Annotated in this window: 13 protein-coding genes; 5 read left to right on the top strand and 8 right to left on the bottom strand. The window is 60.9% G+C overall.

Going from position 1 to position 19,248, the window contains the following annotated elements:
• Positions 1-106 precede the first annotated feature (106 nt).
• Positions 107-1,390: an L-pipecolate oxidase gene (gene amaA, locus J2Y90_RS08750; protein ID WP_253498567.1), complete on the bottom strand. Its 1,284-nt coding sequence runs from the start codon at positions 1,388-1,390 to the stop codon at positions 107-109.
• Positions 1,391-1,535: 145 nt separating this feature from the next.
• On the bottom strand, positions 1,536-3,026 hold the full coding sequence (amaB, locus tag J2Y90_RS08745) for an L-piperidine-6-carboxylate dehydrogenase (RefSeq protein ID WP_301291629.1): 1,491 nt from the start codon (positions 3,024-3,026) through the stop codon (positions 1,536-1,538).
• A gap of 163 nt (positions 3,027-3,189) precedes the next feature.
• On the opposite strand from amaB, the gene J2Y90_RS08740 reads away from it, so the two are divergent.
• The 3 genes from J2Y90_RS08740 (at position 3,190) to nadE (ending at position 6,359) form a co-directional block, all read left to right on the top strand.
• On the top strand, positions 3,190-4,089 hold the full coding sequence (locus tag J2Y90_RS08740; protein WP_253498561.1) for a LysR family transcriptional regulator: 900 nt from the start codon (positions 3,190-3,192) through the stop codon (positions 4,087-4,089).
• Positions 4,090-4,303: 214 nt separating this feature from the next.
• Complete coding sequence (gene pncB, locus J2Y90_RS08735; RefSeq protein ID WP_042608959.1) at positions 4,304-5,527, top strand: nicotinate phosphoribosyltransferase; 1,224 nt, start codon at positions 4,304-4,306, stop codon at positions 5,525-5,527.
• Positions 5,528-5,531: 4 nt separating this feature from the next.
• Positions 5,532-6,359 (top strand): ammonia-dependent NAD(+) synthetase, encoded by an 828-nt coding sequence (gene nadE / locus J2Y90_RS08730; protein WP_253498559.1) that lies wholly within the window; start codon positions 5,532-5,534, stop codon positions 6,357-6,359.
• Between the two features lie 112 nt (positions 6,360-6,471).
• Here the strand turns inward: nadE and J2Y90_RS08725 are convergent, their stop codons facing one another.
• Together J2Y90_RS08725 and azu are read right to left on the bottom strand one after the other, a co-directional pair.
• The gene (locus tag J2Y90_RS08725; protein ID WP_253498556.1) at positions 6,472-7,638 is read right to left on the bottom strand and encodes a hypothetical protein; all 1,167 of its coding nucleotides are present in this window, start codon (positions 7,636-7,638) and stop codon (positions 6,472-6,474) included.
• 201 nt (positions 7,639-7,839) lie between these two features.
• Complete coding sequence (gene azu / locus J2Y90_RS08720; protein ID WP_253498553.1) at positions 7,840-8,286, bottom strand: azurin; 447 nt, start codon at positions 8,284-8,286, stop codon at positions 7,840-7,842.
• Between the two features lie 342 nt (positions 8,287-8,628).
• Here azu and J2Y90_RS08715 point away from each other — a divergent pair, with 342 nt between their 5' ends.
• The gene (locus tag J2Y90_RS08715; protein ID WP_253498550.1) at positions 8,629-9,216 is read left to right on the top strand and encodes a TIGR00730 family Rossman fold protein; all 588 of its coding nucleotides are present in this window, start codon (positions 8,629-8,631) and stop codon (positions 9,214-9,216) included.
• Positions 9,217-9,284: 68 nt separating this feature from the next.
• A complete protein-coding gene (locus J2Y90_RS08710; RefSeq protein ID WP_160769183.1) occupies positions 9,285-9,473 on the top strand; it encodes a hypothetical protein in 189 nt (62 codons plus the stop codon).
• Between the two features lie 211 nt (positions 9,474-9,684).
• Here J2Y90_RS08710 and J2Y90_RS08705 read toward each other — a convergent pair whose 3' ends face one another.
• From J2Y90_RS08705 to J2Y90_RS08690, 4 genes are all read right to left on the bottom strand, one after another.
• Positions 9,685-10,575, bottom strand: a complete 891-nt coding sequence (locus J2Y90_RS08705) for a transglutaminase family protein (protein ID WP_253498547.1) — start codon at positions 10,573-10,575, stop codon at positions 9,685-9,687.
• The gene (locus J2Y90_RS08700; RefSeq protein ID WP_253498544.1) at positions 10,575-13,061 is read right to left on the bottom strand and encodes a circularly permuted type 2 ATP-grasp protein; all 2,487 of its coding nucleotides are present in this window, start codon (positions 13,059-13,061) and stop codon (positions 10,575-10,577) included. Before J2Y90_RS08700 ends, J2Y90_RS08705 begins: the two co-directional genes overlap by 1 nt.
• A gap of 88 nt (positions 13,062-13,149) precedes the next feature.
• Positions 13,150-16,425, bottom strand: a complete 3,276-nt coding sequence (locus tag J2Y90_RS08695) for a DUF2126 domain-containing protein (RefSeq protein WP_253498541.1) — start codon at positions 16,423-16,425, stop codon at positions 13,150-13,152.
• Positions 16,426-16,868: 443 nt separating this feature from the next.
• Positions 16,869-19,172 (bottom strand): YgiQ family radical SAM protein, encoded by a 2,304-nt coding sequence (locus J2Y90_RS08690; protein ID WP_253498538.1) that lies wholly within the window; start codon positions 19,170-19,172, stop codon positions 16,869-16,871.
• Positions 19,173-19,248 lie beyond the last annotated feature (76 nt).

Below are 19,248 nucleotides of genomic sequence, written 5' to 3'. Positions count from 1 at the left end.
CGCGTCACCGAACTGCACACTGCTGGTGCGGGACTGCTACAACCCGCACCATTACAGGCTAGTCGCTGGCTGCAAAAGCGCCGCTTCCGGCAACAAATTTCAACACTCAAATGACGATGCGCAGGCACTGGCCCGCGTGATACAGCGAAAACCCGGCCTCGTACAGGCAACTGCGCAAGCCCACTCCCGCCAGGGGCTGCATCGGTGCGAAGGGAATCGGCAGCGCCTGCGCATCGCCGTTGCACAGGTAATCGGCGAAGGCTTTGCCGACCACAGTGCCGGTGGTGACTCCGCGACCGTTATAACCGGTGACGGCCACCAGTCCCGGCGCCGGTTCGAACAGGCGCATCAGGTGATCGGGGGTAAACGCAATGCGCCCGGTCCAGGTGCATTCCCACTCGACCGGCTTCAGATTGGGGAAGTAATGCTGCTGCACTCGATCAGCCCAGGCCTTGAGAAACCAGGTCGGTTTCTGATTGCCATTACCGAGACTGCCAAGCAGCAGGCGGCCATCCTTGTCACGGCGAATACTGCTCAGCACCTGGCGGGTATCCCACGAGCCCTGCCCGCCCGGAAGAATTTCCTGCGCGGCATCCTCGCTGAGCGGCACCGAGGCGACCTGGTAGTAATAACCGGGAAAGAAATTGCGCTTGAGTTCGGTCCAGTCGCCTTCGGTGTAGGCATTGGAGGCGATCACCACTTGTTCGGCGAGTACCGAACCCTGCGCGGTCTGCACCGACCACTTCGGCCCGACGTGCTCGAGGCGAGTCACCGGCGAATGATCGAACATCTGCCCGCCGAGACCCAGCACGGCGTTGGCCAACCCGGTCACATAGGCCATCGGATTGAGCGTACCGGCACGACGATCAAGCAGCGCAGCGGCGATTTTCTGCGTACCGGTGGCTTGCTCGCAGGCTTTGCCGGTCAGCAGTTCGACCGGCGCGCCACGGCGCTTCCACTGCTGCTCGCGACTGCGCAGATCCGCCTCGCCCTTGGCGTTATGCGCCATGTGCAAAGTGCCTTCGCGGCGCAACTGGCAATCGATGTTGTATTTGTCCACAAGGCTGAACACCAGCGCCGGCGCCGCCCCGAGCATGCGGTTGAGCTGACTGCCGACCGCCTCGCCGAACCCGGCTTCGATTTCATCCGGGGGAATCCACATGCCGGCATTGACCAGCCCGACGTTGCGCCCGGAACCTCCGTGCCCTGCGCGATGAGCCTCCAGCACGCAGACGCTTTTGCCCTTTTCCAACAGATGCAGCGCCGCCGACAACCCGGTGAACCCGGCGCCGATCACGCAGACATCGACCTTGACCTCGCCCCTGAGCGCCGAATGATCCGGACGTTGTGGCGTGAGCTGTTCCCACAGACATTCTTCGCGTAACGGCATTGCCAGACTCCAACAGAAACCCAACAAACACACAAATCAATGTAGGAGTGAGCCTGCTCGCGATGACGTCGGCACATTCAACATCAATGCCGGCTGACAGATTGCTATCGCGAGCAGGCTCACTCCTACAGGGGATCTCCACCTGTCAGTCGAAAGTGATGCCCTGCGCCAACGGCAATTCCAGCGAGTAGTTGACGGTGTTGGTCTGCCGGCGCATGTACGCGCGCCAGGCATCGGAACCGGACTCACGGCCGCCGCCGGTCTCTTTCTCGCCACCGAAGGCGCCGCCGATTTCCGCACCACTCGGGCCGATGTTGACGTTGGCGATGCCGCAGTCGCTGCCGACCGCCGACATGAACCGCTCGGCCTCGCGCACGTCGGTGGTGAAGATGCACGACGACAGGCCTTGCGGCACGGCGTTGTTCAGGCGCAGCGCTTCCTCGAAATCGCTGTAGCCGACCACATACAGAATCGGCGCGAAGGTTTCGCTGCAGACCACATCGCTCTGCTCGGGCATTTCCACGATGGCCGGCGACACGTAGTAGGCGTTGGGAAATTGCTCTTCCAATTGGCGCTTGCCGCCGAACACCCGGCCGCCTTCGCTGAGTGCCTGCTCCAGCGCATCCTGCATGTTTTCAAAGCTGTGTTTGTCGATCAGCGGGCCGACCAGATTGCCTTGCAGCGGATGGCCGATGCGTACTTTCGAATAGGCAGCCTTCAGGCGAGTGACGATTTCTTCCTTGACCGACTCATGAGCGATCAGGCGACGCAGAGTCGTGCAGCGTTGCCCGGCGGTGCCCACGGCGCTGAACAGAATCGCACGGACCGCCATGTCCAGATCGGCGCTCGGGCCGAGGATCATCGCGTTGTTGCCGCCCAGCTCGAGAATGCTGCGGGCAAAACGCGCGGCGACTTTCGGCGCCACTTCGCGGCCCATGCGCGTGCTGCCGGTAGCGCTGATCAGCGCGACACGCGGATCATCGACCAGCGCTTCGCCGGCATCACGACCGCCAATCACGACTTGACACAGGCTCGCCGGAGCATCGCTGAAGTTCTTCACCACGCGGTCGAACAGCGCCTGACAGGCCAGCGCCGTCAGCGGGGTTTTTTCCGAGGGTTTCCACACCACAGGGTTGCCGCAAACCAGCGCCAGTGTGGTGTTCCACGCCCACACCGCGACCGGGAAGTTGAACGCGCTGATCACCCCGACGACGCCAAGCGGATGCCAGGTTTCGCGCATGTGGTGGCCCGGGCGTTCGGAAGCGATGGTCAAACCGTACAACTGGCGCGACAGGCCGACGGCGAAGTCGCAGATGTCGATCATCTCCTGCACTTCACCCAGACCTTCCTGCGTGATCTTGCCGGCCTCCCAAGACACCAGCTCGCCGAGGTCGGCCTTGTATTCGCGCAACACTTCGCCGAACTGACGCACCAGTTCGCCACGACGCGGCGCCGGGACCTTGCGCCAGTGCTCGAATGCATGATCTGCGCGACTGATGTGCTGCTCGACTTCGGCAGCGCCTTCCCAGTTCACCGAGGCAATCTGACTGCCATCGATGGGCGAATGCACCGGCACTTTGCCGTTCTGGTACAGGGCCGGGTTGACTCCCAGACGATCAAGCAATGCGGCAACCATCGGTCTCTCCTCAAGCAAAAACAGAATGTGTGCGGCCATTAATTCATGGCCGGGCAGGCCTTTAGTTGTAGCGTCACAAAGGCGAAGCAACAAACGACCTTTACGCCAGATATCATTCCGTTTATTCATGCTGCGTACAGAAAGACAAGAAAAAGGACTGCCCATGCTGAACAAACGCCACTTGCCCTCGATCACCGCCCTGCAGTGCTTCGAGGCGGTGACCCGGCACCTGAGTTTCACCCGCGCCGCCGAAGAGCTGAACCTGACCCAAAGTGCGGTAAGCAAGCAGGTCGCACAGCTCGAAGAACTGTTGCAGCACTTGCTGTTCCGCCGCGTGCGTCGGCGCTTGCAGATGACTCCGGCCGGAGATTTGTATCTGGTCGAGGTCAGAAAAATCCTCACTCAAGTGGAGATGTCGACGCATTACCTGCGTTCCTACGGCGGAGAGACCGAAGTCCTGCGCGTCTCCACCCCTTCAACCTTCGGTGCACGCTGGCTGGTGCCGCGCCTGAAAGGCTGGCGCCTGCGTCATCCGGCGATTCATCTGGATCTGTGCAACGAACAGGAAGCCGATGATCTGTTGCAAGGGCGCAGCGATCTGGCCTTCTATTTCGGCCAGGCGTCGCGACCGGGCACCGAGTGCCTGAAACTGTTCGGCGAAGAACTGGTACCGGTCTGCGCCCCGGGCAGCCTGCCCGACACGCCTTTCACCGACCCGACGCGACTCACCGATCTGGTACTGCTGCAAAATGCCTCGCGACCGCAGGCCTGGCACGACTGGTTCGACAGCCAGGGCTACCACACCGAACACAGCTACCACGGGCCGCGTTTCGAAACCTTCTATATGTGCATCCGCGCCGCCCAGGTCGGTTGTGGCGTGGCGCTGCTGCCACGGTTTCTGGTGGAAGAAGAATTGGCCGAGGGCAAACTGGTCATACCCTGGCAGCATGCGATGCCCAGCAGCGATGCCTATTACCTGGCCTACCCCGAACACGCGGCGGAAGTGCCGAAGGTACGGGATTTTGTGAAGTGGATGCTGGAGCAGATCGACAATCCGGCTTGAGTCAACCGGGGATCCCTGTGGGAGCGAGCCTGCTCGCGAAAGCGTCGGGTCAGCCACATCATCTTTAACTGACACACCGCATTCGCGAGCAGGCTCGCTCCCACATTCGATCTGCGGTGTGCTTAAAAAATGCTGGCAATCCCTACCGCCGATATGCGCCACTAGCGCCATCGATATAGACCGCGCCAGGCGCGGCGCAACTGGAGACCCGTTTATGAGCGAGAGTGTGTTTGCCGATCGCATCGTGCAGAACCTGCTCGACACCGACTTCTACAAGCTGACGATGATGCAGGCGGTGCTGCACAACTACCCCAACGTCGAAGTCGAATGGGAGTTCCGCTGCCGCAACGCTGAGGACCTGCGCCCGTATCTGGCCGAGATTCGCCATCAGATCGAGCGCCTGGCCGAGCTGAGTCTCAGTGCCGATCAGTTGAGTTTTCTTGAGCGCATCACTTTCCTGAAACCGGATTTTCTGCGTTTCCTCGGCCTGTTCCGCTTCAACCTGCGCTACCTGCATACCGGCATCGAGAACGGCGAGTTGTTCATCCGCCTGCGCGGGCCGTGGCTGCACGTCATCCTTTACGAAGTGCCGCTGCTGGCGATCGTCAGCGAGGTGCGTAACCGCTATCGCTATCGGGAAACCTCGCTGGAGCAGGCCCGCGAACAGCTGTATCGCAAGTTCGACTGGCTGACCGCCAACGCCTCGGCCGATGAACTGTCGCAACTGCAGGTCGCCGATTTCGGCACCCGCCGACGCTTTTCCTTTGGTGTGCAGGCCGAAGTGGTCAACGTCCTCAAGCACGATTTCCCGGGTCGTTTCGTCGGCACCAGCAACGTGCATCTGTCCCGCGAGCTGGACATGAAACCGCTGGGCACCATGGCTCACGAGTGGATCATGGCCCATCAGCAACTCGGCCCGCGGCTGATCGACAGCCAGATCGCTGCGCTCGATTGCTGGGTTCGCGAGTACCGGGGCCTGCTCGGCATCGCCCTCACCGACTGCATTACCACAGATGCGTTTCTTGGCGATTTCGATCTGTTCTTCGCCAAGCTTTTCGACGGTTTGCGCCACGATTCCGGGGACCCGGTGGCGTGGGGCGAGAAGTGCATCGCGCACTACCACAAGCTCGGCATCGACCCGATGAGCAAGACCCTGGTGTTTTCCGACAGTCTGACCCTGCCCAAATCGTTGGAGATTTTCCGCGCGCTGCACGGTCGCATCAATGTGAGCTTCGGCATCGGTACCAACCTCACCTGTGACATCCCGGGTGTCGAACCGATGAGCATCGTGCTTAAAATGACCGCCTGCAACGGCCAGCCGGTGGCGAAGATTTCCGACGAGCCTGGCAAGACCCACTGCAAAGATCCGAATTTCGTCGCCTATTTGCGACATGTGTTTCAGGTTCCTGCCGAATCCAGTCTATCTAGCAAGGAGTGAATTCATGCAAGCCGTACAGCGTGAGATTGCTGAGCAGCTCAAGGTGCAACCACCGTTCGCCGACGATCAGGCCCTGCAGGCCGAAGTCGCCCGACGCCTGACGTTCATTCAGGATTGCCTGGTCAATTCCGGGCTCAAGACCCTGGTGCTGGGCATCAGCGGCGGCGTCGACTCACTGACCGCAGGCCTCTTGGCCCAGCGCGCGGTGCGTGATCTACGCGAAAAAACCGGCGACGACCGCTACAAATTCATCGCCGTGCGCCTGCCCTACGAAACTCAGTTCGACGAGCACGACGCCAAGGCTTCGCTCGATTGCATCGCCCCTGACGAAATCCACACCGTGAACATCGGCCCGGCGGTCAAGGCGCTGGCTGCTCAGGTTTCGGCGTTCGAAGGCAAACCGGCGGCGTCGGTGGATTTCGTCCTGGGCAATACCAAGGCGCGGATGCGCATGGTCGCGCAGTACACGATTGCCGGGGTGGCGGGCGGTCTGGTGATCGGCACCGACCATGCGGCAGAAGCGGTGATGGGCTTCTTCACCAAATTCGGCGATGGCGCCTGCGACCTGGCACCGCTCAGCGGTCTGGTGAAAAATCAGGTTCGTGCGATTGCGCGCAGTTTCGGCGCGCCAGAGCCTTTGGTCGAGAAAGTACCGACGGCGGATCTGGAAGACCTGTCGCCGGGCAAACCGGACGAAGCGGCCCATGGCGTGACCTATGCCGAGATCGACGCCTTCCTGCATGGCGAGCCGGTGCGTGACGAGGCGTTCAGGATCATTGTCGACACGTACAACAAGACCCATCACAAACGAGTCATGCCGTTCGCACCTTGAACGGACGTACCGCAACGTTGCCACTGGCAGCGATGTCTGTGTTTGGAACATCAAAACCAGACGATCACTGCCAGCCGCTTCGGACCTGCAGCACAGTGGGTTTCAGCATCCTTCAATCGGCGAGCTTGGCATCCGTAACGGATTCGATTGTGATCGTGAAGTTATCGGACGGGTCGTCCGACGGCGGTTTGACGTTGAATATGTATGTTGCGGGAGGTAAATCTTTGAGCGTTTCTGTCCAGTCGTTCTTGTAATAGACGGAGGTGTTGGCCATACCCTTGTCGCCATCACGAATCGACAATTTGAAATGCCCAGCAGCAACGCCGTGAAACGTAAGCAGAGTAGACGTGGTGGTGTCACCATCTTCAAGATCTGGGCCACTCGCGGGCGAGACGCGAGTAATCTCAGGCTTTTTCGGCGTCCCGACATAGAAACTCCGCGGTTCGGTCGCTTGACCGCCCGGGGCCTTGGCCGTCAGCGAATATCGTTTGTCGACAGACAAATCCAGCTCGCCCCCCCAATTGCCTCCCACCACCGGAAAGTTTGTGATCGGTGTCGGGTCGTCATTATCGAATATCTCTACCGAGTTGGACGTCGCTGTCCCGGCAATTGATAGATTGGTGTCCGGCGTAGCGGTTTCGTCCCCTACCGGGCCGGAGGAGTCTGTCAGAGAGGTTATGTCCACCTCGCCTCCAGACGCTGGCTCCACGGTCACTGAGTAGAGATTGGATTCCTTGCCGTCATCCGCCCGGGCCTTCAGTGCGTAGGTTTTCCCTGCTTGCAGTTCAAGATCGCCGCCCCAGCTACGATCCCTCTCGACCGTGAAAGTGGCGATCACGTCAGGGGCTGAATCGTTCAGGATCTTTATCTGACCTTCTTTTGCCAGGCCGCTAATGACCAGTTTGGTGTCCTTGGTAGTGCCTTCGTGCTCGATATCATCCCCGCTGGAATCTTTCAGCGTTCTGATGAATGGCTTTGTTACAACTGAAATCAATACGAATGCATCAGTGGACTCGTCCTCGAAGGTCACTCGAAATTCGTGCCTTCCTTCTGGCATGTCATCTATGAGAAAGAATCCGATCCCGTCTGTGCTCGTATCACCGGTGTATTTCAGGGCATCGTCCACTAGAAAACTCAACGTTACAGACGAAGGCCCGGTAACGCTGAAACTGGCTCTTTGGGAAAAAATCACGCTGCCACTGGTAACCGCCTGTCCACCAGAAACCACCTGGGTGATTTCCAGCGGCAGGAGTGTAGATTTTCTGATTTTGCCAATCATGAAGGACTCCTTCTTCGCCTAGCCTGAGAAGGTTCTATCTAGCCCCCTGTTTTAAAGATCGGTCTACTGTCAGAAATAACAGGTATGAGCCCACTTCGGACGAACGGTAACGGCTTTCCACATAAATGACGGACGCTGATGCAAAAAACGCCGCTGCGATCATCCCGCAGCAGCGTTTTATTTTGATTCCCTATCCCCGATTTATTTCAGGGTTACAGTGCCTTTCATCATCGAAATGTGGCCAGGGAACGAGCAGAAGAAGCCGTATTTTTCAGCGGCATCCAGCTTCGACACATCGAAAGTCACCGAATCGGTTTCCTTGGCGCCGATGATTTTAGTGTGCGCGATGATGCGCGCATCGCCATCCTTCAGGTAACTCTTGTCGATCCCGGCTGCTAGGCCGTCGGTGGCGATTGGCTGCATGTCAGCTTCTTTGCTGATCACCAGATTGTGGCCCATTACGTTCTTCGGCAGGCTGCCGGAGTGGGTCAGTTCGACGGTGAAAGTCTTGCAGCTCTTGTCGATCACGATTTCCTTGGTGTTGAAGGACATCTGATCGGTGGAATCAACGGTGGTTTTGCACTCGGCAGCCATCAATTGGCCGCTGGCCAGCGCCAGCAGGGATACCGCAACAACTTTGGAAAACATGGTGAATCTCCAAGGCAGGGTTAACAAAAACACTAGTGGTGCAAAGACTGCCTGAAATCTTCGCAAGTTCCTATGACTTGAGTCAAAAATTGTATACAACTTTCAGGCTATGACACTCATCGACACAATCTAACGGCCTTTTTATTTGGCCAGCCCTATGATCGGCCCACCTACTGAAACGGAGTGCCTGTCATGTTCTTCAACGGCCTGTTGTGCAGCTTGCTCGCCGCCTACGCCTGTGGCGCCAGCGGTACTTTCGAATCGCCCGAACGCGAAGTCTAGCCCTTGGACCGTGACGCGCCAGCCGTTACCCTGTGCGACTGATCGACCCAGGAGTAACCCATGTCGCTGAAATCCGTTTGTGTGTTTTGCGGTGCCAACGCCGGCACTGTTCCAGCCTACACCGAAGCCGCCGTCTCCCTTGGCCGGGCACTGGCCGAACGCAAGTTGACGCTGGTCTACGGCGGCGGCGCCGTCGGTTTGATGGGCATTGTCGCTGATGCTGCCCTCGCTGCTGGCGGCGAAGTGATCGGCATCATCCCGCAAAGCCTGATGGACAAGGAGATTGGCCACAAGAGCCTGACGCGCCTGGAGGTGGTCGACGGCATGCATGCGCGCAAGGCGCGGATGGCCGAACTCAGCGATGCATTCATCGCCCTCCCCGGCGGCCTCGGCACGCTGGAAGAGCTGTTCGAAGTCTGGACCTGGGGCCAGCTCGGCTACCACGGCAAGCCTTTGGGGCTGCTGGAAGTGAACGGTTTCTACAGCAAACTCACGGCTTTTCTCGATCATATCGTCGGCGAAGGCTTCGTTCGCGCGCCACACCGTGACATGCTGCAAGTGAGCGAATCGCCAGATTCCCTGCTCGACGCCCTCGATCAGTGGCAGCCGACCGTCACGCCCAAGTGGGTCGACCAAAAACCCGGTTAACCCCCGGACACCGATACAGGGCAGAATACGCGCCGCTCAACCTCACCTTCGACCCCAGAGGATCGCCCATGGCCAAACCCAATTACTCCTTCGCCAAACGTCAACGAGACCTGGCAAAGGAACAGAAGAAAGAGGAAAAGCTTCAGCGCAAGAAGCAAACCGCTGAAGAAGCGGCACTGAACCCTGACGGTGAAGTGGCGACCGATGATGATGTTGATGCACCCGATGCACCGAAAGATCAGACGCCCGACGCCTGAGCCCCACCGGGTTTGATGATCGAATCAGGCCCTGCGGATTTGTGACGGGGCTGGCGGTTCTGCCGCCGGCCCTCACAGCCCTTCCCTCCCAAGCACACCCGAATCCCATTGTAGGAGTGAGCCTGCTCGCGATAGCGGTGTGTCAGTCACAATATTTATCGCCTGACACACCGCCATCGCGAGCAAGCTCACTCCTACAGTTTGATCTGCGTTACTCCAGTGGCATCACGGTAACCCGCACCTCAGGGTCGTGATTACCGCCACCGAGAATTACCCCGCGCAGCGGCGATACATCGGAAAAATCCCGGCCCCACGCCAATGTGATGTGCTCCAGCGCCGGCTGCACATTGTTGGTCGGATCGAAATCCACCCAACCCAGCACCGGGCAGAACACCGAAACCCAGGCATGCGAGGCGTCGGCGCCGATCAGGCGGGGCTGGCCCGGCGGCGGCTGAGTGAGCAAATAGCCGCTGACATAACGCGCCGCCAGACCGCGCGAGCGCACACAGGCCAGCATCAGATGAGCGAAGTCCTGACACACGCCGCGTCGACGCTCCAGCACTTCCACCAGCGGCGTCGCCACTTGGGTGGCTTCGGCATCGAAGGTGAATTCGCTGAATATCTTCTGCATCAGCGCCTGCACGCCGTGCAGCAACGGTCGCCCGGGCGGAAAACAGCTGTGCGAGAACTCGACGAAGCTGCGCTTCAAGTGCACATAAGGCGACTGGAACCGGTACCGACAGGCTTCGAGCAGGTCGGCGGTCAACGGCTGGCTGCTATACGTCAGCGCATCGCGGGTCTGCTCCCACGGTGGCGACTGATTGAAATCCAGCGCCGATCGCGCCAGCACCTCAACCGTCAGGCGGGCGTTGACCTGCAATTGGTCATGGGGCCGTTCAAATGCCAGCCGCGTCAGCGGATTACCGAATACATCCCGTTCATCCCGGCGCATGGTCGGCTCCGGGCTGATCAGCAACTGCTGTTCGGTGGTGCGCTGCCAGCTGCACTCGCGCGGCCACAGGTGCGCCAGTTGCTGCGCGAGGGAAACCGGGCTGTCGTAGTAATAACAGGTGTCGTGAAAGATCTGATATTGAGCGCTCATCAGACCGACACCGTGCGCTGGCTGACATCATCGACATGGGCGAAATGGCGCAGCGCCAGACGATCCGATACCTGACCGCTCGCTTCGGCGATTTCCTGCAACAGATCGGCCAGACCATCCAGCGCAGCCCGCACGCTGGATTTACCGAACAGCGGATTTTCCAGACAACCCAGATCGAATCGCGCCAAGCGTTCAATCAGTTGCGGCAATCCGGTCTCGCGAGGCGCAGCGAAATCGTCGTTCAAACGCTTCAGCGTGCGGGTGACCAGTTTCAGCTGAAACAGCACGGCGTGGGGGTTCTGCTCATCCAGCAAGAGCAGATCGAGCACCGGAATCAACTGCGCCACGGCCAGGTAGCGCGAGCGATAGGTGATGCTGCTGTTGCCCAGTTCCAGCAACCACTCCAGCCCCGCTTGATCGAACGCACCCGCACCGCCCAGAAACGCGGCCAGGCTGCTGCTGAGAAATTGCAGACGTTCGATGCGTCGGCCGATCATCAGAAAGCGCCAGCCCTCATCGCGGGTCATGTCATCCAGGGCAAACCCCGACAGCGCCGCCAGCGACATCACCAGACGATTGAGAAAATCCAGCAGTTCGCCGAAGTCCGGTTCATCGACTTCCAGCTCCAGCGCCTCGCGCTGCAATTCCACCAGCGCCTGCCAGTTCTCGCGGGACAGCTTGCCGCGCACTTGCGACGCAGCCCACTGCAAACGCTGCAAGTTGGAGCGCAGGCTGAACGACCAGTCCTCGCCCAGCAACGCAGCGAGCAGGCGCTCCGGCAGTTCGCCTTCCTCCGGCAACAGCGCCAGTCGCTCACCGAGATCGACCGCCGCCTGCAACGCATGCGGATCATCGCCATCGACATAGCGCGTGAGCATGATGCGCAGCAGCCGCGCGCTGTCATCACAGCGTTCGCAGTAGCGGCCGAACCAGAACAGATTTTCCACCACCCGCGACGGCAGGTACGGATCGCGGCGGACCAGATCATGCACGCCGACATTGCGCTGCGCCTTCCACTGCTCGCCACTCGGTGCACGATCGCTGAGCACCCAGGTGTCCTTGCTTGCCCCGCCGCGCTGCATCGACACCACTTCGGCGTCGGCATCGGCCGCCACTCGGGTCAGACCGCCCGGCAACACGCGGTAACCGTCGTGACTGGCCACTGCATACATGCGCATGCCGATCGCCCGGGGTTGCAGATGACCGTCTTCGGCTTGCCAGACCGGCGCCTGGGACAGTTGCGCGAGTTCTTGCGCGACGTAGGCATAAGGCCGTGCCTGCATGCGCTGCGCCAGCTCGAGGCGCTGGCTTTCATTCAAGTCACGGCCGAAAACAGGCGCGAAGCTCTGCGATGGGAAAGCGGGTTTGATCAACAGCTCAGGGAGCTTTTCCAGCGCTTGCGCCAACACTGGCGCTTCACCGCACCACCAGGTGGCGATCGACGGCAGGATCAGCTCTTCGCCGAACAGGAATTGGTTGATCTTCGGCAGAAACCCCAACAGACCCGGCGATTCCAGCACCCCGCTGCCCAGCGCATTGGCGACCAGCACCCGCCCTTGACGCACCGCTTCGAGCAGGCCGGGCACGCCCAGCGCCGAGTCGGTACGCAACTCCAGCGGGTCGCAGAAATCATCGTCCAGGCGGCGCATGATCGCGTGTACGCGGCGCAGGCCGCTGAGGGTTTTCAGGTACACCGTGGCATTGCGCACGGTCAGATCGCCGCCCTCGACCAACGGATAGCCGAGCTGGCGGGCCAGATAAAGATGCTCGAAATAACTTTCGTTGAAACGCCCCGGGGTCAGCAGCACCACCAACGGTGCGTCATCACCCTCCGGTGCCTGACGCACCAGGGTTTCCTGCAAGGTGCGGAAGAAGCCAGCGAGATGCTGAACCTTCAGATCACGGTACAAATCGGGAAACGCGCGGGAGACGATGGTGCGGTTTTCCAGCGCATAACCGGCACCGGACGGCGCCTGGGTGCGATCGGCGGTGACCCACCAGCGGCCGTCCGGCGTGCGCGCCAGATCCACCGCGTACAGGTGCAGAAAGGCTGATTCCGGCGGATTGATGCCCTGACAGGGCCAGAGAAAATTGTTGTGCCCGAAGACCAGCTCGGCCGGCAGCAGGCCTTCGCTGATCAGCCGTTGCGGGCCGTACAGATCCGCCAGCACCGCGTTGAGCAAGCGTGCCCGCTGAGCGATGCCGGCGGACAACTGCTGCCACTCATCCGCCGCGATCACATGGGGTAGCAGGTCCAGCTCCCATGGCCGATCAGCGCCTTTGGGGTCGGCATAGACGTTGTAGGTGACACCGTTTTCCTGAATCTGCCGCGCCAGCAAAGCCTGGCGCTGCACCAGTTGCGCGGGGCTGCTGCGCTGCAACTGATCGAACAGCCGCTGCCAATGCGCACGCACTGCGCCGCTGCCGTCGAGCAGTTCGTGGTAGGTGCCCGCGTTCAGCGGGTAGCGGTCTAGCAGGTCAGGCATGGAAAGCTCGGCAGACAGCAGGGAACGGTCAGACTAACGCAGGCACGTGACACGCGGATATACGAAAAATCCGCGTGTCACGTGAGACTTAGAAACGTCGCAAATCGAGGGTCATCGGCAGCTCGTCACTGATGTCGACTTTCGGTATCGCAAGTTTCCCCGGCGTATGTCCCTGGCGGAAAAACCGCGCCATGCGCCGGCTCTCCGCTTCGTTGGCATTGACCGGCAACGTTTCGTAATTGCGCCCGCCGGGATGGGCGACGTGGTACTGGCAACCACCCAGCGAACGCCCCATCCAGGTATCGAGCAGGTCGAACACCAACGGCGCGTGCACCGCGATGGTCGGGTGCAGACAGTTGGCCGGTTGCCAGGCCCGAAAGCGCACTCCGGCGACAAACTCGCCCACCCGTCCGGTCGGGTGCAACGGCACCGCGACGCCATTGCAGGTCAGCAGATAGCGCTGTGGCGGCAGGCCGTTGAGCTTGACCTGCAAGCGCTCCAGCGAAGAATCGACGTAGCGCACCGTGCCGCCCGCCGAGCCCTCCTCGCCCAGCACATGCCAGGGTTCGAGGGCCTGGCGCAGCTCCAGCTCGATGCCATTGACAGCGTAGTCGCCGACCTTGGGAAAGCGAAACTCCAGATGCGCAGCGAACCATTCCGCACGCAACGGATAGCCGGCATGGTTGAGCTCGACGATGACGTCGGCAAAATCCTGCTCGATAAAGTGCGGCAGCAGAAAGCGGTCATGCAGCTCCGTGCCCCAGCGCGCCAGTTTCGGCGGCGCGTAAGGCTCGCGCCAGAACCTTGCAACCAATGCCCGCAACAGCAACTGCTGGGCCAGACTCATCTGCGCGTGGGGCGGCATTTCAAAAGCGCGCAGTTCCAGCAGACCCAGGCGCCCGGTGGCGCCGTCCGGCGAATACAGTTTGTCGATGCAGAATTCGGCGCGATGGGTATTGCCGGTGACATCGATCAGCAAATTGCGCAACAGTCGGTCAACCAGCCACGGCGCACACTCCTCGCCCGGCTCGGGCATCTGCGCGAAGGCGATTTCCAGTTCGTACAAGGCATCGTTGCGCGCCTCGTCGACCCGTGGCGCCTGGGACGTCGGACCAATGAACAGGCCGGAAAACAGGTACGACAGCGAAGGATGATTGTGCCAATAACTGATCAGACTGCGCAGCAGATCCGGCCGCCGCAGAAACGGAGAGTCCGCCGGTGTCGCGCCGCCAAGGACAAAATGGTTGCCGCCGCCGGTGCCGGTATGGCGCCCGTCGATCATGAACTTTTCGGTGGTCAGGCGGGTTAGCCGCGCCTGCTTATAGAGAAACTCGGTACGCTCGACCAACTCGTCCCAGGTCGCCGACGGCTGCACGTTGACCTCGATCACGCCCGGGTCCGGGGTGATACGAAAATTGCTCAGGCGCGGATCGCTCGGCGGCTCATAACCTTCCAGCAGCACCGGGCAATGCAGTTCTTCGGCGGTGGCCTCAATGGCCGACACCAGTTCCAGATAATCCTCGACCCGCTCCAGCGGCGGCATGAACAGATACAGCCGCCCTTCGCGGGCCTCGGCGCAGAACGCAGTGCGGGTCAGCCAGTCGGCGGACTCATCGATTTTCGGCACGCGCTCATCCATCACAGCAGGTTCGCCGTGCACACCGAGCTGCGCGGGATCCGGCAGTTGAGCGAAGTCCTGATTCGGATCGTTGGGATGGATGAACGGATATTCCGCCGCCTTCACCCAAGGCTGCGACGCCAGCGGCAAGCGATAACCCAGCGGCGAATCCCCCGGCACCAGACGACAGTGCTCATCGCGCAGGTACCAACGCCCGCTCTGCCATTGATCGCCCTTGGCCGTGCGCGCCAGCGGCAGCACCTGACCGATCACCTTGTTCAGACCCTGACTGAAGACCTTGCGCAGCCGCGCGCGCTCCAGCGGTTCTTCCAGACGCGAATCTTCAGCGCTGACGTTGCCGGGCAACGCGCCCTCACGCCAGAGGTAGTAGAGGTGATCTTCGTAGGCCGGGAACACAAAGCGCGCAGGCAACTTCAGACGCTCGGCAACACTGGCGAGAAAGCGTCCGGCCAGGTCGCCATCGGCGCCGTAGTCCTGCTGCTCGTCGGCGATCAATGCGTCGTTGTGCCAGATCGGCTGACCGTCGCGGCGCCAGTAGCAATTGAGCGACCAGCGCGGCAATTGCTCGCCGGGATACCACTTGCCCTGGCCAAAATGCACCAGCCCCTGTGGTGCGTATTGCTTGCGCATGCGCTGGAACAGCTCGGCGGACAGCCGACGTTTGTCCGGCCCCAGCGCGGCGGTGTTCCATTCGGCGCCGTCCGGGTCGTCGATGGAGACGAAGGTCGGTTCGCCGCCCATGGTCAGGCGCACGTCGCCTTCGAGCAAGTCGGCATCGATCTGCCGGCCCAGCGCCTGGATCGCTCGCCATTGCTCATCGGTGTAGGGCTTGGTGACCCTCGGCGCTTCCCATATTCGCTCGACTGACATCTCGTGGCTGAACTGCGTTTCGCAAGGTTCGACCAGACCACTGATCGGCGCCGCCGAGGATGGATCGGGACTGCAGGCCAACGGGATATGCCCTTCACCGGCGAACAGCCCGGAGGTGGCATCGAGGCCGATCCAGCCGGCGCCGGGCAGATACACCTCGCACCATGCATGCAGGTCGGTGAAGTCGACGTCGGTGCCGGATGGGCCGTCGAGGCTTTTCATGTCGGCGGTCAGTTGAATCAGGTAACCGGAGACAAACCGCGCCGCCAGACCGAGATTGCGCAACAGCTGTACCAGCAGCCATGCCGAGTCGCGGCAGGAGCCGGAAGCGTGCTGGAGGGTGTGCTCCGGGGTTTGCACGCCCGGTTCCATGCGGATCAGGTAACCGATGTCTTCGCTGAGGCGCTGATTGAGCGCCACCAGAAAATCCACGGCAGGCAACGGTGTGCGGTCGATGCTGTCCAGGTAAGCCTTGAAGGTCGGGGTCAGCGGCAAGGTTTCGAGGTACGGCGCCAGCTCCTTGCGCTCGTCGGCGGCGTAGCTGAACGGGATTTTTTCGGCGTAGGGTTCAAGGAAGAAGTCGAACGGATTGAACACCGCCATCTCGGCGAGCAGATCGACTTCGATGCGCAGCTCTGCGGTTTTCTCGGGGAATACCAGACGTGCCAGGTAATTGCCCTGAGGGTCTTGTTGCCAGTTGATGAAATGCTGCTCGGGCGAGACTTTCAGCGCATAGGACAGAATCCGCGTGCGACTGTGGGGCGCCGGGCGCAGGCGTACGATCTGCGGGCCGAGTTCGACAGCGCGGTCGTAGCGATAATGCGTGACGTGATGCAATGCGACATGAATCGACACGGCGTGCCTCCTGCGAGCCTGGGCGTAGAGGAAAGCGCGCAAGACTTATGCCATGCACAGGCCTGCGCGCTTTCTCGAAATGCTCAAGGCAGTACAGCACCAAAACCGGGCGAAGCGAGGAAATGCTTTCGCTCAGTTGCACGCAAATGTTGCGGACGCTGATTCTTGCCGTGTTTGACCGGACGCTTTCGCGAGCAGGCTCGCTCCCACATTTGGAATGCGTTCCCCTGTGGGAGCGAGCCTGCTCGCGAAGAGGCCAGCGGCAACAACTAATTTGATCGTTCCCACGCTCTGCGTGGGAATGCAGCCCGTGACGCTCCGCGTCACAACCATGTTCGACAATACTGCGAGTAACGGCTGGAACGCGGAGCGTCCCGAGAGGCATTCCCACGCGGAGCGTGGGAACGATCAGCAAAACGCCAACCCGAAGGTTGGCGTTTTCTTTAGCGCGGCACGACCGGCTTGCGCGTCGGCTTCGGTCCTTTGCCCTTCGCCGCATCCTTGCGCTCCTTGGCCGCCTGCTGGTTGCGGGCGAATGCCGCGGCCTTGGCCTGTTCACGCTTGTCCCATGGATTACCACCATCACTGGCACGCGGCGGCAAGCCGGTGTGCTGGGTGAGGATCTTGGTGGTCTTCTCTTTGGCGACCTTGTGGCTGCCGGCCGGAGTCGAGTTTTTGCGACGGGCGCTCTGGTAGCTGTCGGTCGCCGGTTGATGCGCCGGGATCAGCTGATCCTTGCCCGGGCCGATCAGATCGGCGCGGCCCATGCGCACCAACGCTTCACGCAGCATCGGCCAACCTTTCGGGTCGTGATAACGCAAGAACGCCTTGTGCAGGCGACGCTGCTCTTCGCTCTTGACGATGGTCACGCCATCGCTTTTGTAGGTCACCTTGCGCAGCGGGTTCTTGCCCGAGTGGTACATCGCAGTGGCTGTGGCCATCGGCGACGGGTAGAACGCCTGCACCTGGTCGGCGCGGAAGCCATTGCCCTTGAGCCACAAAGCAAGGTTCATCATGTCTTCGTCGGTGGTGCCCGGGTGGGCGGCGATGAAGTACGGAATCAGGTACTGCTCCTTGCCCGCTTCCTTGGTGTACTTCTCGAACATGCGCTTGAACTTGTCATAGCTGCCGATGCCCGGTTTCATCATCTGGTTGAGCGGGCCTTCCTCGGTGTGTTCCGGGGCGATCTTCAGGTAACCGCCGACGTGGTGGGTCACCAGCTCCTTGACGTACTCCGGCGACTCGACTGCGAGGTCGTAACGCAGACCCGACGCGATCAGAATCTTCTTCACACCCGGCAGTGCGCGGGCGCTGCGGTACAGTTGGATCAGCGACGAGTGGTCGGTGTTCAGGTTCGGACAGATGCCCGGGAACACGCAGGACGGCTTGCGGCACGCGGATTCGATTTCCGGGCTCTTGCAGGCGATGCGGTACATGTTCGCGGTCGGGCCGCCGAGGTCGGAAATGACGCCGGTGAAACCCGGCACCTTGTCGCGGATCTCTTCGATTTCGCGAATGATCGACTCTTCGGAACGGTTCTGGATGATCCGCCCTTCGTGCTCGGTGATCGAGCAGAAGGTGCAACCACCAAAACAGCCACGCATGATGTTCACCGAGAAACGGATCATGTCGTAGGCCGGGATCTTCTCCTTGCCGTACGCCGGGTGCGGCACACGGGCGTAAGGCATGCCGAACACGTAGTCCATTTCTTCGGTGGTCATCGGAATCGGCGGCGGGTTGAACCAGACATCGAGCTCGCCATGCTTCTGCACCAGCGCACGGGCGTTGCCCGGGTTGGTTTCCAGGTGCAACACGCGGTTGGCGTGGGCGTACAGAACCGGGTCGTTGCGCACCTTTTCCATCGACGGCAGGCGGATCACGGTCTTGTCACGGGTCATGCGCGGGCTGGCGAGGATCTGCACGACCTTGGCTTCCTGCGGATCTTCGACCGGCCCCTTCTCCTGCTCGATGGCGCAGGCCTGGGTGTCTTGCGTGTTGACGTACGGGTTGATGATCTTGTCGACCTTGCCCGGACGGTCGATGCGCGTCGAGTCGACTTCGTACCAGCCCTGCGGCGTGTCACGACGGATGAACGCGGTGCCGCGCACGTCGGTGATGTCTTCGATCTTGTGGCCCCACGACAGACGCTGGGCAACCTCGACGATGGCACGTTCAGCGTTGCCGTACAGCAGAATGTCGGCGCTGGCGTCGATCAGGATCGAATTGCGCACGCGATCCTGCCAATAGTCGTAGTGGGCGATGCGGCGCAGCGAGGCTTCGATGCCGCCGAGCACGATCGGCACGTGCTTGTAGGCTTCCTTGCAGCGCTGGCTGTAAACCAGGCTGGCGCGATCCGGACGCTTGCCGGCCATGCCGCCGGGCGTGTACGCGTCATCGGAACGGATTTTCTTGTCCGCGGTGTAGCGGTTGATCATCGAGTCCATGTTGCCCGCCGCGACGCCGAAGAACAGGTTCGGCTCGCCGAGCTTCATGAAGTCGTCTTTGGACTGCCAGTTCGGCTGCGCAATGATCCCGACGCGAAAGCCCTGAGACTCCAGCAGCCGGCCGATGATCGCCATACCGAACGACGGGTGATCGACGTAAGCATCACCGGTAACAATGATGATGTCGCACGAATCCCAGCCAAGCTGATCCATCTCCTCCCTGCTCATCGGCAGGAATGGCGCTGGCCCGAAACATTCGGCCCAATATTTTGGATAGTCAAATAACGGCTTGGCTGCTTGCATGTCGACGACCGGTGTTGAAGTGAAAAATCGCGGGCGCGGAATATAGCACAAAATTTAACCAATTCCGACGGTAATG

The sequence above is a fragment of the Pseudomonas koreensis genome (genome assembly GCF_024169245.1).
Classification (GTDB): Bacteria; Pseudomonadota; Gammaproteobacteria; order Pseudomonadales; family Pseudomonadaceae; genus Aquipseudomonas; species Aquipseudomonas koreensis_F.
The sequence above is the reverse complement of the archived record's forward strand: the minus strand, read 5'-3'. Positions and strand labels throughout refer to the sequence as shown.

Coding starts and splice junctions, on each gene's coding strand:
- azu (WP_253498553.1), bottom strand. CDS start 8,286: ATGTTTTCCAAAGTTGTTGCGGTATCCCTGCTGGCGCTGGCCAGCGGC.
- J2Y90_RS08710 (WP_160769183.1), top strand. CDS start 9,285: ATGGCCAAACCCAATTACTCCTTCGCCAAACGTCAACGAGACCTGGCA.
- J2Y90_RS08705 (WP_253498547.1), bottom strand. CDS start 10,575: ATGAGCGCTCAATATCAGATCTTTCACGACACCTGTTATTACTACGAC.
- J2Y90_RS08715 (WP_253498550.1), top strand. CDS start 8,629: ATGTCGCTGAAATCCGTTTGTGTGTTTTGCGGTGCCAACGCCGGCACT.
- J2Y90_RS08700 (WP_253498544.1), bottom strand. CDS start 13,061: ATGCCTGACCTGCTAGACCGCTACCCGCTGAACGCGGGCACCTACCAC.
- J2Y90_RS08690 (WP_253498538.1), bottom strand. CDS start 19,172: ATGCAAGCAGCCAAGCCGTTATTTGACTATCCAAAATATTGGGCCGAA.
- J2Y90_RS08725 (WP_253498556.1), bottom strand. CDS start 7,638: ATGATTGGCAAAATCAGAAAATCTACACTCCTGCCGCTGGAAATCACC.
- J2Y90_RS08740 (WP_253498561.1), top strand. CDS start 3,190: ATGCTGAACAAACGCCACTTGCCCTCGATCACCGCCCTGCAGTGCTTC.
- pncB (WP_042608959.1), top strand. CDS start 4,304: ATGAGCGAGAGTGTGTTTGCCGATCGCATCGTGCAGAACCTGCTCGAC.
- amaB (WP_301291629.1), bottom strand. CDS start 3,026: ATGGTTGCCGCATTGCTTGATCGTCTGGGAGTCAACCCGGCCCTGTAC.
- nadE (WP_253498559.1), top strand. CDS start 5,532: ATGCAAGCCGTACAGCGTGAGATTGCTGAGCAGCTCAAGGTGCAACCA.
- amaA (WP_253498567.1), bottom strand. CDS start 1,390: ATGCCGTTACGCGAAGAATGTCTGTGGGAACAGCTCACGCCACAACGT.